The 15,822-nt window shown below is 69.0% G+C and carries 13 protein-coding genes; 8 read left to right on the forward strand and 5 right to left on the reverse strand.

Going from position 1 to position 15,822, the window contains the following annotated elements:
- Positions 1-88 precede the first annotated feature (88 nt).
- The 3 genes from KR541_RS05835 (at position 89) to KR541_RS05845 (ending at position 3,809) form a co-directional block, all read left to right on the forward strand.
- Positions 89-718 carry an NAD-dependent epimerase/dehydratase family protein gene (locus KR541_RS05835; protein ID WP_216089407.1) on the forward strand — a complete coding sequence of 210 codons (630 nt, stop codon included), beginning with the start codon at positions 89-91 and terminating at the stop codon, positions 716-718.
- A gap of 425 nt (positions 719-1,143) precedes the next feature.
- Complete coding sequence (locus KR541_RS05840) at positions 1,144-2,568, forward strand: purine-cytosine permease family protein (protein ID WP_050015144.1); 1,425 nt, start codon at positions 1,144-1,146, stop codon at positions 2,566-2,568.
- A 182-nt stretch (positions 2,569-2,750) separates the two neighbouring features.
- Complete coding sequence (locus KR541_RS05845) at positions 2,751-3,809, forward strand: porin (protein ID WP_050015145.1); 1,059 nt, start codon at positions 2,751-2,753, stop codon at positions 3,807-3,809.
- 58 nt (positions 3,810-3,867) lie between these two features.
- Here the strand turns inward: KR541_RS05845 and KR541_RS05850 are convergent, their stop codons facing one another.
- Positions 3,868-4,824 carry a LysR family transcriptional regulator gene (locus KR541_RS05850; protein ID WP_050015147.1) on the reverse strand — a complete coding sequence of 319 codons (957 nt, stop codon included), beginning with the start codon at positions 4,822-4,824 and terminating at the stop codon, positions 3,868-3,870.
- A gap of 188 nt (positions 4,825-5,012) precedes the next feature.
- Between KR541_RS05850 and KR541_RS05855 the strand changes: the two genes are divergently transcribed.
- Genes KR541_RS05855 through KR541_RS05865 form a run of 3 tightly spaced genes read left to right on the forward strand, consistent with a single transcriptional unit; the run spans position 5,013 to position 8,673 of the window.
- A complete protein-coding gene (locus tag KR541_RS05855; protein ID WP_050015149.1) occupies positions 5,013-6,323 on the forward strand; it encodes an MFS transporter in 1,311 nt (436 codons plus the stop codon).
- A 31-nt stretch (positions 6,324-6,354) separates the two neighbouring features.
- Positions 6,355-7,626: a Zn-dependent hydrolase gene (locus KR541_RS05860; RefSeq protein WP_050015150.1), complete on the forward strand. Its 1,272-nt coding sequence runs from the start codon at positions 6,355-6,357 to the stop codon at positions 7,624-7,626.
- Between the two features lie 24 nt (positions 7,627-7,650).
- Positions 7,651-8,673, forward strand: a complete 1,023-nt coding sequence (locus tag KR541_RS05865) for a histone deacetylase family protein (RefSeq protein ID WP_050015152.1) — start codon at positions 7,651-7,653, stop codon at positions 8,671-8,673.
- 104 nt (positions 8,674-8,777) lie between these two features.
- Here KR541_RS05865 and KR541_RS05870 read toward each other — a convergent pair whose 3' ends face one another.
- Both KR541_RS05870 and KR541_RS05875 read right to left on the reverse strand, forming a co-directional pair.
- Entirely contained in the window at positions 8,778-9,983 is a 1,206-nt protein-coding gene (locus tag KR541_RS05870) for an MFS transporter (protein WP_089488309.1), read from the reverse strand.
- A gap of 528 nt (positions 9,984-10,511) precedes the next feature.
- On the reverse strand, positions 10,512-11,423 hold the full coding sequence (locus KR541_RS05875) for a LysR family transcriptional regulator (protein WP_213346001.1): 912 nt from the start codon (positions 11,421-11,423) through the stop codon (positions 10,512-10,514).
- 161 nt (positions 11,424-11,584) lie between these two features.
- Here KR541_RS05875 and KR541_RS05880 point away from each other — a divergent pair, with 161 nt between their 5' ends.
- Positions 11,585-12,505, forward strand: coding sequence for a pyridoxal-phosphate dependent enzyme (locus KR541_RS05880; RefSeq protein WP_089488628.1), 921 nt, complete (start codon positions 11,585-11,587; stop codon positions 12,503-12,505).
- A 251-nt stretch (positions 12,506-12,756) separates the two neighbouring features.
- Here KR541_RS05880 and KR541_RS05885 read toward each other — a convergent pair whose 3' ends face one another.
- Positions 12,757-13,938, reverse strand: a complete 1,182-nt coding sequence (locus KR541_RS05885; protein ID WP_216089408.1) for a DUF2242 domain-containing protein — start codon at positions 13,936-13,938, stop codon at positions 12,757-12,759.
- Positions 13,939-14,053: 115 nt separating this feature from the next.
- The gene (locus KR541_RS05890; RefSeq protein ID WP_216089409.1) at positions 14,054-14,947 is read right to left on the reverse strand and encodes a LysR family transcriptional regulator; all 894 of its coding nucleotides are present in this window, start codon (positions 14,945-14,947) and stop codon (positions 14,054-14,056) included.
- 110 nt (positions 14,948-15,057) lie between these two features.
- Here KR541_RS05890 and KR541_RS05895 point away from each other — a divergent pair, with 110 nt between their 5' ends.
- Positions 15,058-15,813: a TerC family protein gene (locus KR541_RS05895; RefSeq protein WP_089488311.1), complete on the forward strand. Its 756-nt coding sequence runs from the start codon at positions 15,058-15,060 to the stop codon at positions 15,811-15,813.
- Positions 15,814-15,822 lie beyond the last annotated feature (9 nt).

The following is a 15,822-nucleotide window of genomic DNA, read 5'->3' on the forward strand; positions in this document are numbered from 1 at the left end:
ACGCCACGTCAGCCGACGATCATGTCGATAGCCGGAAACCGGGCCGCTTCGGGTCCGCCAACGCAGGCTCCACACGGAAGCACGAGACATGAAACTGCTGCTCGTCGGCGCGACCGGACTCGTCGGGCGCCACGTTCTCGACGTCGCGCTGGCCGATGCGCGGGTCGACCAGGTGATCGTCCTCGCGCGCCGGCCGTTGACGCCGCATCCGAAGATGCGCGCACTGGAGGTCGATTTCGACCATCTGCCCGACACGGGCGACTGGTGGCACGCGGATGCCGTGATCTGCACGCTCGGCACCACGATGCGGGCCGCCGGCTCGCAGGCGGCCTTCCGGCGCGTCGATCACGACTATCCGCTCGCGGTCGCGCGGCTCGCGCACCGGCACGGCACGTCGACCTACGTGCTGAATTCCGCACTCGGCGCCGATGCTGCGTCGCGCATCTTCTACAACCGCGTGAAGGGCGAGGTCGAGCAGGCGCTCGCCGGCGTCGGGTTCGATTCGCTCACTTGCGTGCGGCCGGGCCTGATCGGCGGTAGCCGCGACGAATTCCGGTTCGGCGAGCGGCTGTTCGCGTTCGCGCTGAGCGCCGCCGCGCCGGTGCTGCCGGCGAAGTGGCGCGTGAATCCCGCGCCGCGGATTGCGCGCGCGTTGCTCGACGCGGCAATCGACGCACGGCCGGGCGTGCAGGTCGTCGCATCCGACCAACTGGTCTGATACGGCGCGGACGGGTGCGCCCGTCCGGCCATTCGTCTGCGTTTCCGTCGAGCGTGCCGAACTGCTCGGCGAGCGCGGCGTGCACGATGTCCATCCCGGCAGTCATTTCATCCAGCGCCTGACCTTTCATTTTTCCAACGCCAGACTTGCGGCGAAATCGCCCGGACGTGCACGGATCTCTCGGACGATTTCGAAAATCGATTGATTCCGGGTAATCACCGATATCTCGCAAGTTGTATATACAAGATCATCCGCTGGCAATGTCGGCACACGTCGTGCCGCTTGCGCGCCAGCGTGCAGACCGTGCGTGCGTGGCGCATGCCGGCGATCCACGGCGCCCCGCATCCGTCGAGCCGAAAGGGCGGCTCGCAGCTTCCTGTCCTGTTCAAACCCTGTGTGGTCCTGAGTATTTTGGAGATTGACCCGTGTCAACGAATTCCAGTGGAAAAGCCGGCGGACTGATCGAGGTACGCTCGATCGACTTCATTCCCGACGCCGAGCGCCACGGCGGCCTGCTGAGCCAGTTCACGCTGTGGCTGTCGGCGAACATGCAGATCACGGCTATCGTCACGGGCGCGCTCGCGGTCGTGCTCGGCGGCGACGTGTTCTGGTCGCTGGTCGCGCTGCTGCTCGGCCAGCTCGTCGGCGGCGCGGTGATGGCGCTGCACGGCGCGCAGGGGCCGCAGCTCGGGCTGCCGCAGATGATCTCGAGCCGCGTGCAGTTCGGCGTGTATGGCGCGATGATCCCGATCGTGCTCGTGTGCCTGATGTACATCGGCTTTTCCGCGAGCGGCTCGGTGCTGGCCGGGCAGGCCGTCGCGCAACTGCTGCACGTCGACGACGCGGCCGGCATCCTGCTGTTCGCGGCCGTGATCGTCGTGCTGACCGTGTTCGGCTATCGCGCGATCCACTTCGTCGGCCGGATCGCGAGCGTGGTCGGCATCGTCGCGTTCGTCTACATGTTCGCGCAGCTGTTCGCGAACCACGACGTCGGCGCGCTGCTCGCGAACAAGCATTTCTCGCTCGCGAGCTTCCTGCTCGCGATGTCGCTGTCCGCGTCGTGGCAGATCGCGTTCGGCCCGTACGTGGCCGACTATTCGCGCTACCTGCCGCGTTCGACGTCGTCGGTGGCGACGTTTCTCGCGGTCGGCCTCGGTTCGGTAATTGGCGCGCAGGCGGCGATGGTGTTCGGCGTGTTCGCGGCCGCGCTGGCCGGCAGCCAGTTCGCGCACCATGAGGTGTCGTACATCGTCGGCCTCGGCTCGACGGGCGCCGTGGCCGCGCTGCTGTACTTCAGCATCGCGTTCGGCAAGGTCACGGTGACTGCGCTCAACGCGTACGGCAGCTTCATGTCGATGGCGACGATCGTCAGCGGCTTTCGCGGCAAGGGCGCGGTATCGTCGAAGAGCCGCCTCGTGTACATCTTCGGGATGATCTGCGTATCGACGCTGATCGCGCTCGCGGGCCGTCATTCGTTCCTGAAGGAATTCACCGCGTTCATCCTGTTCCTGCTCGCGTTCTTCACGCCGTGGAGCGCGATCAACCTGGTCGATTACTACTGCTTCACGCGTTCGCGCTACGACGTGCCGGCGCTGTCCGATCCCGACGGCCGCTACGGTCGCTGGAACGTGATGGCGATCACGATCTACGTGGTCGGCATCCTGGTGCAACTGCCGTTCATGTCGACGCACATCTACACGGGGCCGCTCGTCGATGCGCTCGGCGGCACCGACATCTCGTGGATCCTCGGCCTCGTCGTGCCGGCCGTGCTGTATTACGTCGGCGCCCGCGCGTCGCGACGCAGCATTCCCGAACGCCTGATCCTGCCGCTCGAACGCGGCGAGGTCTGACACCGACGTATCACGTCGTTCGTCGGGCCGGTCTGCCGCCGGCCTGAGCGGCCCGACGCGCCGAACCGGCGCGACCGGCAACCGCACCGCACATCCTCTTCGTTATCCGCGATGCCGGCATGGTGGACCATCGTGCCCGGCGTCGTTCCATTCTCCTTTCATTGAATAGCAGGACTAATAAAATGAACGCACGAGGACATCGTTCCTGGGCGCGACCGGTGCATGCCGGTCTTCGGATGGCCGTCGCGGCCGCTTGCGTCGCCGGTTCGGACGCCGCGCTCGCGCAGGACGGCGTCACGCTGTACGGCGTGATCGACGAATTCGCGCAATACGTGAACACGGGCAACGGCTATACGGCCGCGATCAACTCGGGCGGCCAGTGGGGCAGCCGGTTCGGGCTGAAGGGCGGCGAAGAGATCGGCGGCGGCCAGAAGATCGAGTTCGCGCTGGAAAACGGCTTCAACCCGAACGACGGCTCGCTCGCGAGCGCCGGCACGATGTTCAACCGGCAGGCGTGGGTCGGCATCGCGGGGCAGTGGGGCAAGGTGCGCGCGGGCCGGCAGAATTCGCCGCTGTTCAACGACCAGGGCGGGCAGGATGCGTTCGGCGGCGTCACGCAGGCGTCCGGCATGGACAACCTGACCGTGTTCGCATTCCGCACGAGCAATACGCTGTCGTACCAGAGCCCGGAGATGGCCGGTTTCCAGGGCGGGCTGTACTTCGGGTTCGGCGACGCGGGCGGCGTGCGCTCGGCCGGCTCCAGCCGGCAGTTCGACCTGACCTACGAACACGGCCCGTTCGGCGCATTCGTCGCGGGCCAGTGGTTGAAGAACGCCGCGGCGACCACGACGGATCGCACGATCATGGCCGGCGCATCGTACGCAATCGGCAAGGCCACCGTTTACGGCGGGTTCTCCGCGGTGAAGTGGGCCGACCTCGGAATCGATTCGCGCGTGTACGGGCTGTCGGTCAAATATCAGATCAACCCGGCGAACGCTATCGCGCTCGGCTACGCGTACCTGCACGACCAGTCGTCGCAACGCAATAACGCGGACCAGCTCGGACTGATGTACGAGTACGACCTGTCGAAGCGCACGAGCTTCTACGGCGCGCTGTCGTACCTGCGCAACCGCAACCAGGCCGACTACACGCTTGCCGGCGCGGCAAACCCCGGCCTGCCGCTCGCGTACCCGGGCGCGAATGCGCGCGGCGTGCAACTCGGCATCGTGCATCGCTTCTGACGCACGCAATGCGCCGGGCCGCGTGCGCCCGGCGCGTGCATCGGGCGCACCCGCGTCATCATTTCCCCAGCCGCTCCGCGAGCGAGTAGCGCTGCATGCAGCGCTCCATCGCGTCGAGAAACGCATGCTCCGCCGCATTCATCTTGCGGTCGCGATGCCACAGCAGGAACACGTCGACATCGACGAGCCCGTCGTCGGGCGGCAACCGCCACAGCCGTTGCTGCGCGATGTCGTCACGTACGATGTGCTCGGGCAGGCAGCCGATGCCATAGCCCGCGAAGATCAGCCGCCGCACTTCGTCGAGGCTCGGCGACGACGCGACGATGCGCCCCGTGAAGCCCTTCTGGTCGCGAAACACGGTGAGCGGCGACAGGCTGTCGCCGATCTGGTCGCTCGTGAACGACACGAAATTCTCCGCGAGCAGATCGTCCATCCGCAATTGCGTCTGCCCGAACAGCCGGTGATGGCGGCCGCAGTAGATCGCATAGCGCTGGCGCAGGAAGCAGCGCATCTCCAGCTTGTCGTGCGGCGTGCGGCACAGGCCGAGCCCGGCCGTGGCCGTCTTCTGCAGCAGCGACGACAGGATGTCCGACGAACGCATCACTTCGATCTGCAGATCGATACGCGGATACGCGCGATGGAAATCCGCGAGGAATTCGTCGTAGACGGGCGATTCGATGCGGCTCACCGTCAGCAGCCGGATCGAGCCGGTCAGGTCGGCGGTGCTGTCGTCGATTTCGGTTTCGAGGCGCGAGATGCCGCCGTAGATGTCGCTCGCGATCCGGTACACGGCTTCGCCGGCCGGCGTCGGCGCGAAGTGCGCGCCGCGCCGCTCGATCAGCCGGCGCTCGAGCGTCTCCTCGAGCCGCCGCAGCGCCTGGCTCACGGCCGGCTGCGTGACGTGCAGGCGCGCGGCCGCGCGGCTCACGCTGCGCTCCTGCATGATCACCAGATAGGTGCGCAGCAGGTTCCAGTCGAGGCGATCGTTGAGGAACGGGGCGAGGTCGGGGCGCATCGGGTCTCCGGGCGGGCGGCGGGCAGGCATTAGTTGAATTTATATAGAGAATAATAACTTGAAATTTGACTAATGATTTGCGGCCACCGATAAAGGGGGGCGCCGCAGCGTGCGGCGCGAGGCCGCGACAGACGGCCGTCCTCACGATAGTGCGTGCCGCTCCGCCGCGGCGCGCGTCAGGAGCCCGCATGACTCAGTCCCTTCCTTCCGCCCGCCAGCCGGCACGCGCCGCGACGGCCGCGTTCATCGGCACGATGATCGAGTGGTACGACTTCTACATCTACGCGACCGCGGCCGCGCTCGTGTTCGGCGAACTCTATTTCCCGTCGCACGACCCGTTCGTCAGCACGATGGCGTCGTTCGCGACGTTCGCGGTCGGCTTCTTCGCGCGTCCGCTCGGCGGCGTGATCTTCGGCCATCTCGGCGACCGCATCGGCCGAAAGAAGGCGCTGATGACGACGTTGATGATGATGGGCGTCGCGACCGTCTGCGTCGGGCTGCTGCCCGCCTATTCGAAGGTCGGCGTCCTCGCGCCGGTGCTGCTCGTCGCGCTGCGGGTCGTGCAGGGGATCGCGGTCGGCGGCGAATGGGGTGGCGCGGTGCTGATGGCGGGCGAGCATGCGCCGCAGGGGCGCCGCACGTTTTTCGCATCGTTCGCGCAGCTCGGCAGCCCGGCCGGGCTGATCCTGTCGCTGATCGCATTCCGCGCGGTCACGTCGATGGACAAGGCCGACTTCCTCGCGTGGGGCTGGCGCCTGCCGTTTCTCGCGAGTTCGGTGCTGCTCGTGGTCGGCATCCTGATCCGGCTCGGCGTGAACGAGTCGCCGGAGTTCGCGCGGGTCAAGGAAGCGAACCGCACGGTGAAGCTGCCGGTCGCGGAAGTGTTCCGTTCCGCGTCGGGGCTCGTGCTGCTCTGCATCGGCGCGAACACGATCGGCATCGCGGGCGTCTATTTCACGAACACGTTCATGATTGCGTACACGACGCAGTACGTCGGCGTGTCGCGCTCGCTGATCCTCGACAGCCTGTTCGCGGTCGCGATCATCCAGTTCTTCGCGCAGCCGCTCGCCGCGTGGATCGCCGAGCGCATCGGCGGCGCACGCTTCCTGAAGCTCGCGGCGCTGCTCGCGATGCTGTCGCCGTATCCGATGTTCATGCTCGTGCAGGGTGGCACGTCGGCGTCGCTGATCGCCGGCATCGCGCTCGCCGTCGTCTGCATGGCCGGCTTCTATTCGGTGATCGCGGGCTTCGTCAGCGACGTGTTTCCCGCCCACGTGCGCTATTCGGCGATCTCGCTCGCTTACCAGATTTGCGGCGCGATCGCGGGCGGCCTGACGCCGCTCGTCGGCACGTGGCTCGCGCATCGCTTCACGGGCCAGTGGTGGCCGCTCGCGGTGTTCTACACGTGTCTCGCCGGCATCTCGCTGCTCTGCATCGTCGCGCTCGACGCGCGCCGCGCCGCGCAGCCGGCCGCCGCCGAAGCGCTCGGCTCGCATTGAACCTCAACGAACGAATCGATCCGGAATCCCAATGAACGACCTGCTGGAAATCGACGGCGCCCGCCTGTGGCAGAGCCTGGCCGACATGGCGCGCGTCGGCGCGACGCCGCGCGGCGGCGTGCGGCGTGTCGCGCTCACCGATGACGACCGGCGCGGGCGCGACCTGTTCGCGCAATGGTGCCGCGACGCGGGGCTGACGGTGAGCGTCGATGCGGTCGGCAACCTGTTCGCGCGTCGCGACGGCGCCGATGCGCAGGCGGCTCCCGTGCTGATCGGCAGCCATCTCGACACGCAGCCGGAAGGCGGCCGCTTCGACGGCGTCTACGGCGTGCTCGCCGCGCTCGAACTCGTGCGCACGCTGAACGACGCGGGCATCGCGACCGACAAGCCGCTCGAGATCGTGTCGTGGACCAACGAGGAAGGCGCGCGCTTCGCGCCGGCGATGCTCGGGTCGGCCGTGTTCACCGGCGCGCTGCCGCTCGACGACGCGCTCGCGAAGCGGGACGCCGACGGTGTCACGCTCGGTGCGGCGCTCGACGCATGCGGCTATCGCGGCACGCGCGCAACGGGCGGTGCGGTCGACGCGTATTTCGAGGCGCATATCGAACAGGGGCCCGTGCTCGAGGCGAACGGCACGACGATCGGCATCGTCACGGGCGGGCAGGCGATCCGCTGGCTCGACGTGACGGTGACGGGCGTGGCCGCGCACGCCGGCACGACGCCGATGCCGTATCGCAAGGACGCGTATTTCGCGAGTGCGCAGATCGCGCTCGAACTCGAACGGATCGTCGCCGCTTATGCACCGCGCGGGCTCGCGACGATCGGGCAGGTCGGCATCCGCCACGCATCGCGCAACACGATTGCCGGCGAGCTGACGTTCACGGTCGACCTGCGTCATCACGACGATGCCGAAGTCGATGCGATGGAGCGCGACCTGCGCGAGGCGTGCGCCCGCATCGCCGCCGCGCGCGGCGTGCAAGTGGCGATCGACACCTGCTGGCGCAGCCCGGCGACGCCGTTCGATCGCGATTGCGTGGGGCTGGTGGCGCAGGCCGCGGCTGCGTTCGGCTACACGCACGAGCGGATCGTGAGCGGCGCCGGCCACGATGCGATCCTGCTCGCGCGTCGTTTCCCGACCGCGATGGTGTTCATTCCGTGCGTCGACGGCCTGTCGCACAACGAAGCCGAGGATGCGTTGCCCGACGACGTGACGCGCGGCGCGAACGTGCTGCTCCATGCGGTGCTCGCGCGCGCGGGCATCGCGGCGCGCATCGACGCGGCTGCCGCCGCGCACGGCGCCTGATCCGGCTAATCGACGAGGACGACGATGAAAACCTATTTCCATCCCGAACAACTGCTGCACCATCCGCGCAGCTACCTGTCGCGCGGCCAGATGCGCGAACCGCAGGAAGTGCCCGAGCGCGCGGCGCGGCTCGTCGCGGCCGTCCGGTCGCTCGACTTCGACGTGCGCGAGCCGACCGACCGCGGCACCGCGCCGATCGCGGCCGTGCACGACATGAACTACCTGCGCTTTCTCGAGGATGCGCACCGCGACTGGAAGCAGATGCCCGACGACTGGGGCGACGAAGTGATGTCGAACGTGTTCGTGCGCGATCCGAACCCGTTGCGCGGCGTGCTCGCGAAAGCCGCGCGCTATCTCGCCGACGGCAGTTGCCCGGTCGGCGCGAACACGTGGCGCGCGGCGTACTGGTCCGCGCAGGGCGCGCTGGCCGCGGCGGCCGACGTCAACGACGGCGCACGCGAAGCCTACGCGCTGTGCCGGCCGCCCGGCCATCATGCGCGCCGCGACGCGGCGGGCGGCTTCTGCTACCTGAACAACGCGGCGATCGCCGCGCAGGCGCTGCTCGGCCGCCATCGCCGCGTCGCGATCCTCGATACCGACATGCATCACGGGCAGGGCGTGCAGGAGATTTTCTACGGCCGCGACGATGTGCTGTACGTATCGATTCACGGCGACCCGACCAACTTCTACCCGGTCGTCGCGGGCTACGAGGAAGAGACGGGCGCGGGCGCCGGCGACGGCTTCAACCTCAACCTGCCGATGCCGCACGGCGCGCCGGAGTCGACGTTCTTCGCGCGGCTCGACGACGCGCTGCGCGCGCTCGCGCGGTTCCAGCCCGATGCGCTCGTGCTCGCGCTCGGCTTCGACATCTACAAGGACGATCCGCAATCGCAGGTCGCGGTCACGACCGACGGGTTCGGCCGGCTCGGCCGCGCGATCGGCGCGCTCGGGTTGCCGACGGTGATCGTGCAGGAAGGCGGCTATCACCTCGAGAGTCTCGAGGCGAACGCGCGCGCGTTCTTCGGCAGGTTCGCCGCGGGACGCTGATCGGGCCGTCGGAACCGGACCGCGCGCCGGAAACGACAACGGCCGCATGGCGCGGCCGTAAAAATGCGTGCGGACGGTTCCCGGTAGTCCGGGCTTCCCCGCGCTTACGAATTCGCGGTGGCCGGCGAGCGGCGGCGCTGCGTGACCTGCAGCATGACGAGGGCGAGCCCGGCGGCGGCGATCAGCGCGCCGACGAGCGGCACCGCCGCGTAGCCGAACCCGGCCGAGATCGCCGCACCGCCGGCGGCGGCGCCGAACGCGTTGCCGAGGTTGAACGCGCCGATGTTGACGGCCGACGCGAGGCCCGGCGCTTCATGGGCCGCGCGCATCACGCGCATCTGCAGCGGCGGCACGACCGCGAACGTCGCGATCCCCCAGACCAGCAGCGTGACGGCGGCGCCCGCGTGGGTCGCGGCGAGCAGCGGGAACGCGGCCATCGTCGCGATCAGCAGCAACAGGAAGCCGATCAGCGTGCCGTCGAGCGAGCGGTCGGCGAGGCGCCCGCCCGCGATGTTGCCGATCGAGAAGCCGACGCCGATCAGCACGAGCATCGCGGTCACGAAGCCGGGCGTGGCGCCCGTCAGGTGGGCGAGCGTTGGCGCGACGTACGTATAGAGCGTGAACATCGCGCCGGCGCCGAGCACCGTCGTCGCGAGCGCGCCGAGCACGACCGGGCGCGTGAGCACGGAGAGTTCGGCGCGCAGGTCCGGCATCTTGCCGGCTTCGCCCTTCGGCAGCGCGGCGAACAGGCCGGCGATCGCGACCAGGCCGAGGCCCGCGGTCGCCGCGAACGACATGCGCCAGCCGATCATCTGGCCGAGCCAGGTCGCGGCCGGCACGCCGCCGACGTTCGCGATCGTCAGCCCCATGAACATCGTCGCGACCGCGCTGGCCTGCTTGTCGCGCGGCACGAGGCTCGCCGCGACCACCGAGCCGAGCCCGAAGAACGCGCCGTGGTTGAGGCTCGTCACGAGGCGGGCGAGCAGCAGCGTCGTGTAGTCCGGTGCGGCGGCCGACAGCAGGTTGCCGATCGTGAAGATCGACATCAGCGCGATCAGCGCGGAGCGGCGCGACCAGCGCGCGAGCAGCAGCGTCATCAGCGGCGCGCCGACCATCACGCCGATCGCATACGCGCTGATCAGCATGCCGGCTTGCGGAATCGACACGTGCACGCCGTCGGCGATCACGGGCAGCAGGCCCATCGGCGAGAACTCGGTGGTGCCGATGCCGAACGCGCCGGCGGCGAGCGCCAGCAGCGGCAGCGCGGCGCTGCCGCCCGGACGGGACGGAGAGGAAGTCGTGGGGTTCACGCGGCGGGCTCCTGTAAGCGGGGGACAACGGCACGAAGCCATTGAGGACAGCCCGAAGTGTGCCTGCATTACTTTTGCGGAAAAAGCCGCATCCGGACGAAATTATCTTGATTTCATGTCAATAATGCGGCGTGTGTGGGGCGTGACTCGACGCGCAACAGGAAAAAAGCCCCGACCACAGGGGGTCCGTGGCCGGGGCGGAAACGCATCCTCTCTTTGGCACGAGGAATTGGATGCGCGGGCAGTATATTTCGGGCCAGGACGATTCGAATCGGCGTTAAACGGCCGTTTTGGGTGTCAATTTGAAAATAGCGGCGTCGTGACGCCGTCCGTCGGCGTTCTGAAAGATTTTTCGGTGGCACGGCGGCGTCGTTCAGTGCTCAAAAACAGCGAAAACAGCGAAAACGGCGAAAACGGCGAAAACGGCGAAAACGGCGAAAACGGCGAGATCGCGGAGGGCGATTCCGTCCAGCGGCCGGCGCTGCAAGTTGCATCGCCCGATCGCGCGGCGAGGCATCCGGCGTACGTTCAGCCCGGTTCGCCGGCCGCGTCGCGGACCGCCGCGAGAAACCGCGCGACGACGGGCGACGGGGCCGCCGCCGCACCGTCGAACACGAACTCGATGTCGAAGCGGCTCGCGAGCGCGTCGAGCGCGACGAGCCGGACCGTGCGCGGGCAGGTCGGCGACGCGCTTTCCGGCACGAACGCGCAGCCCATGCCGGCCGCGACGAGGCCGATCAGCGTCGGGATGTCGCTGCCGACCTGCGCGATGCGCGGCGTGAAGCCGGCCTGCTCGCACTGCGTCATCAGGAACCGGTGGTGCGCGGCGGAGCGCTGCGCATCGAACCAGACGAACGGCTCGTTCGCGACGTCGGCCAGCGTGCGCGGCGCGACGAAGCGGCCGCCCGGCGGCGCGGGCATCGCGAGCACGAAGCGGTCGCTCAGCAGCCGCACGCCCGTCAGGTGCGGCGCTTCCTCGCGACGCCACGCCATGATCCCGGCGTCGAGCTGGCCGCGCATCAGCGCGCTCGCCTGTTCGGCCGACAGCATCGGCGCGATCGACAGTTTCACGTCCGGGCACGCATCGCGAAACGCCTTGAGGACGTTCGCGACCACCGGCAGCGGCAGGCAGTTCGGCAGCGCGCCGAGCCGCAGTTCGCCGAGCTGGCCGGCCGCGCTGCGCAGCGCGCGCTCGCGGCTGTCCTGCAGCATCGCGAGCAGGCCGGTCGCATCGTGCAGGAAGCTCGTGCCGGCCGCCGTGAGCGTGACGCCCGTCGCGCGACGACTCAGCAGCGGCGTGCCGATCGCGTCCTCGAGTTCGCGGATCTGTCGCGACAGCGCGGGTTGGACGATGCCGGCCGCACGGGCGCCGGCCATCACGCTGCCGGCCTGGGCGACGGCGACGAAGTAGCGCAGGTGACGCAGTTCGATCTGGCGCATGCGGTGTGGGGTCTGATGTGTGGATATGCCTGTGAAGCATAGCAAACGCCATTCGATGGTATTGGAAAGCATGGCAGGCCTGCCGTACGATGACCGTCATTGCCGAATGCGCGTCGTTGCGCGTCGTGTGCGTTTCCTCCGTCCTCATTGCGTTCCGTCCCATGCCGCTTCATATCCCGACTCCTTATATCCGCTCGCCGATCGCATCCCGCCGGCTCGGCACGACCATCCGGCTGAAGCTCGAGGCGCTGCAGCCGTCGGGTTCGTTCAAGCTGCGCGGCATCGGCGCCGTCTGCGAGGCGCGGCACGCCGCCGGCGCACGGCGATTCGTGTCGTCGTCGGGCGGCAACGCGGGCATCGCGGTCGCGTACTGCGGCCGCGAGCTCGGCGTGCCGGTGCGCGTCGTCGTGCCGGAAAGCACGTCGGCGCGGGCGCGCGAGTTGATCCGCGTCGAAGGCGCGGAACTCGTCGTGCACGGCGCGAGCTGGGCCGAGGCGAACGCGTTCGCGCAGTCGGCGCTCGACGCGCACGACGCGTTCGTGCATCCGTTCGACGATCGCGTGCTGTGGCAGGGCCACGCGACGATGATCGACGAGATGGCGGCGGCCGGCCCGAAGCCCGACGCGGTCGTGCTTGCTGTGGGCGGCGGCGGTCTGCTGTGCGGCGTGCTGGAAGGGCTGGCGCGCAACGGCTGGCACGACGTGCCGGTCGTCGCGGCCGAGACGGAAGGCGCCGACTGCTATGCGCGCTCGGTCGCGCAGGGGCGTCCGGTCGAACTGGCGGCCATCTCGAGCATCGCGACGACGCTCGGCGCGAAGCGGCCGTGCGACGCGGCGGTCGAATGGGCGACACGCCACGCGATCCATCCGGTCGTCGTGTCCGACGCCGACGCGGTGGCGGCGTCGCTGCGGTTTCTCGACGAACACAGGATCGTCGTCGAGCCCGCGTGCGGCGCGGCGCTGGCCGCGCTGGAGCGGCCGGTGCGGGTGCTCGCGTCGGCCGCGGACATCGCCGTGATCGTCTGCGGCGGGGTGGCCACGACCGCCGAGGATCTGCAGACGCTGCGCGCGACGTTGCGGTAGGCGAGTGCGCGGGTGAGCAGCGCACTCGCGAGACGGCGGATTGCTTGCGATTGTCGCGCGCGGTGACGGCGGGTCTGGCGCGTGCATGGCGAACCGCCACGCGTCGACGTTGCCTTACCGTCAATCCCGCGCGACCATGCGCGGTCGACGCACGGCCGGATGGGCGGAAACGACTTCAGGAACGTTGCGGAAGGGAGGCGAGTCGTCGCGCCGCGCCGCATGCGGCCGGGCGCGACGATACGGGAGCGCGATCAATTCGCGATGGGTGCGCTCGCGCCGGACGGCGTGGACGATGCGACGGGGTTGGCGGTAGCCGGCGCAGGCGATGCGCTTGACGGCGCCGATGCCGATGCGGGCGTGGATGCCGCTGACGAAGGCGCGGCCGAGGACGACGACGGCGTAGCTGTGGCCGCGGCTGTTGCCGGCTCCGACAGAGCCGGGGGCGGGGAAACCGGCGCGGCCGTCGAACCGGAGGTCGACGAAGGTGCCGGCGCGGTTGCCGGACCGGAAACCGGCTTAGGCGCCGAAGCTGGCGCAGCAGACGAAGCGGGAGCCGGGGTCGATGCAGGCGCCGGGCCGGCAGCCGAAGCCGGCGCAGGCGCAGAAGCGGCCGCGGGTGCCGCCCCCGAAGCTGGCACCGGCCCGGACGCCGCCGTCGGCGCCGCGGCGCGCATCGCAGCCGGCGCCGCGACGGCCGATGCCGCGGCCGGCACGGCATTCGCGCCCGACCCCGGCGCGACACCCGTCGCCGACAGCGGCACCGGCGCCGCGGGCGGCGTCGGCACGACCGGCGTCGTCATCTTCATCGGTTCGCCCTGCGGCGTCGGCGCGGGCTCGGGCAGCGGCGCGACGGGCTCCTTCTCCGCGGCCTTCACGGTCGCGCGGTCGCGGCGCGCCGGGTCGATCTTCAGGAAATGGTCGACGAGCGTGAAGAAGCGTTCATAGAACACGCCGGCGGGAATCGTCTCGCTCGCGGTCTTGACGAGTGCGTCGTCGCTCGACCCGATCGGCAGCGACAGCGAGCCGAACACGCTCAAGCCCACGCTGGCCGACGTATTCGATTTCTTCAGCGTATAGCGGTCCTGCACCGCGTTCACGTACGCGATGCTCGACGCGCCGTCCGCCGTCGCGTCCGCGCACACGACGTGAAACTCGATCACGACGTGCATGTCGTTGCTCGGCTGGAAATTCTTGCTGCCGTCGACCGCGTCGTTGCGCGACGACGACACCACGTAGCCCTGGCTCAGCAGCGCGCGCCGGGCGGCCTCGCAGGCCGCGTCGGATTTCGAGTGGAACGTATGCGCATACGGGCTGCTGGTCGCGTCGAACTGTTCCTGCTGGTAGATCGGCTTGGGCGGCGACGAGCATGCCGCCAGCACGGCCGCGGCCGCGAGCGCGCACGAAACGGAAAACAGGCGAAATCGGTTGTGCATGGCGTCTTTCAGAAGGCTCGGCGAGAGGCGGCGCAAGGGGAGTGCCCGGATTGATGCGGCGCACATCTCGTATGGCCGGGGCGACATTATAGTTTCGTTTGGTGTCGCGCTCGCTTCAGTCGGCCGGCGCGCCGCGCGCCGCGGCCAGCAATTGCGCCGTCAGCGGATGATGTTCGCCGCGCCGCGAGCGGATCGCGTGGATCTCCTCGGTCACGTCGCCCGCGCGCCCGAGCCGCCTGAGCCCGCGCAGCAGCGACGCATCGTTCGCGCCGAGTTCGCTCAGCGGAAACACGCCGAGGCCGCGCGTCGCGAACACGGCCATCAGCGCGCTGTCCTCGAACTCGCCGGCCACGCGCGGCACGATCCGCGCGCTTTCCAGCCACAGGTCGAGACGCGCGCGCAATGCCGAATGCGCAGTCGGCAGCAGCACCGGCAGCTCGGCCAGGCAGTGCGGAAAGCGTTGCCGCGCGGCCGGCGTGACGAGCGCTGCGGGCCCGTACCAGTCGACCGGCGACGCGACGAGCCGCTCGCTCGTCACGCGCAGGTTCGACCCGGACGGCGCACCCTGGCCGGCCAGCACGAGATCCAGCTGATGCAGCGCGAGTTCCGCGAGCAGCGCGTCGTGCTCGCCTTCGTGGCACAGCAGCCGCAGCGTGGGCGTGTCGAGCACCGGGGCCAGGATTGCGTGCGCGGCGAGCTTGGAGATGCCGTCCGCGAGGCCGACCGCGAGCCGCACGGTCGGCTGGCTGGCCGCCGCGCGCACGTCGTCGGGGATCAGCCGGCCCATCTCGAAGATGATTTCCGCGCGCGCAAAGGCGGCCTGCCCGGCGTCGGTCATCGCGACGCCGCGCCCGGCCGGGCGCAGCAACTGGTGGCCGAGCGCTTTCTCCAGCTCGCGCACCTGCGCGCTGATCGTCTGCACGGCCATGTCCAGCCGGCCGGCCGCGCGCGCGAAGCCGCCTTCCTTCACGACGACCCAGAAATAGTACAGATGGCGAAAATTCAGCATCGGCGCGCGATATATCGAAAAAACCGAACTCAAAGTCAGATTCTCGCTGATTTTTCCGAAGTACGGGGCGGCATATCATCGGGCTTTCCACTTTCGTATCGGCCCATCCCATGGACTACCTGCTGACGCTTGCCACCGACCCCGCCGTCTGGGCCGCGCTCCTGACGCTCGTCGTGATGGAAGTCGTGCTCGGCATCGACAACCTGATCTTCATCTCCATCCTCAGCAACAAGCTGCCCGAAGCGCAGCGCGCCCGCACGCAGCGCCTCGGCATCGCGCTCGCGCTGGTGATGCGCCTCGCGCTGCTCGGTAGCGTCGCGTGGATCGCGAGCCTGACCGAACCCGTGTTCACGCTGTTCGATCATGCGTTTTCGTGGCGCGACATGATCCTGCTGTCGGGCGGCCTGTTCCTCGTGTGGAAGGCGACCACCGAGATCCATCACCACGTGTCGCACGACGGTGACGGCGCGGGCGGCGCCGCCGGCGCGGCCGGCCTGACGATGTGGGCCGCGATCGGCCAGATCGTGATGCTCGACATCGTGTTCTCGATCGACAGCATCGTGACCGCGATCGGCATGACCGAGCACGTTCCGATCATGTTCGTCGCCGTGATCGTCGCCGTGAGCGTGATGCTGTTCGCCGCGCAGCCGCTCGCGCGTTTCATCGACCGCAACCCGACGATCGTGATGCTCGCGCTGTCGTTCCTGGTCGTGATCGGCATGACGCTGATCGCCGAAGGGTTCGGTTCGCACGTGCCGAAGGGGTACATCTATGCGGCGATGGCGTTCTCGGCGTTCGTCGAGGGCATGAACATGCTGGCGCGGCGCGCGAAGGCGAAGCGTGCGGCGCACGTGGCGCGCGACTGAGCCGGCGCG

The sequence above is a fragment of the Burkholderia sola genome (genome assembly GCF_905400185.1).
GTDB classification, from domain to species: Bacteria; Pseudomonadota; Gammaproteobacteria; order Burkholderiales; family Burkholderiaceae; genus Burkholderia; species Burkholderia sola.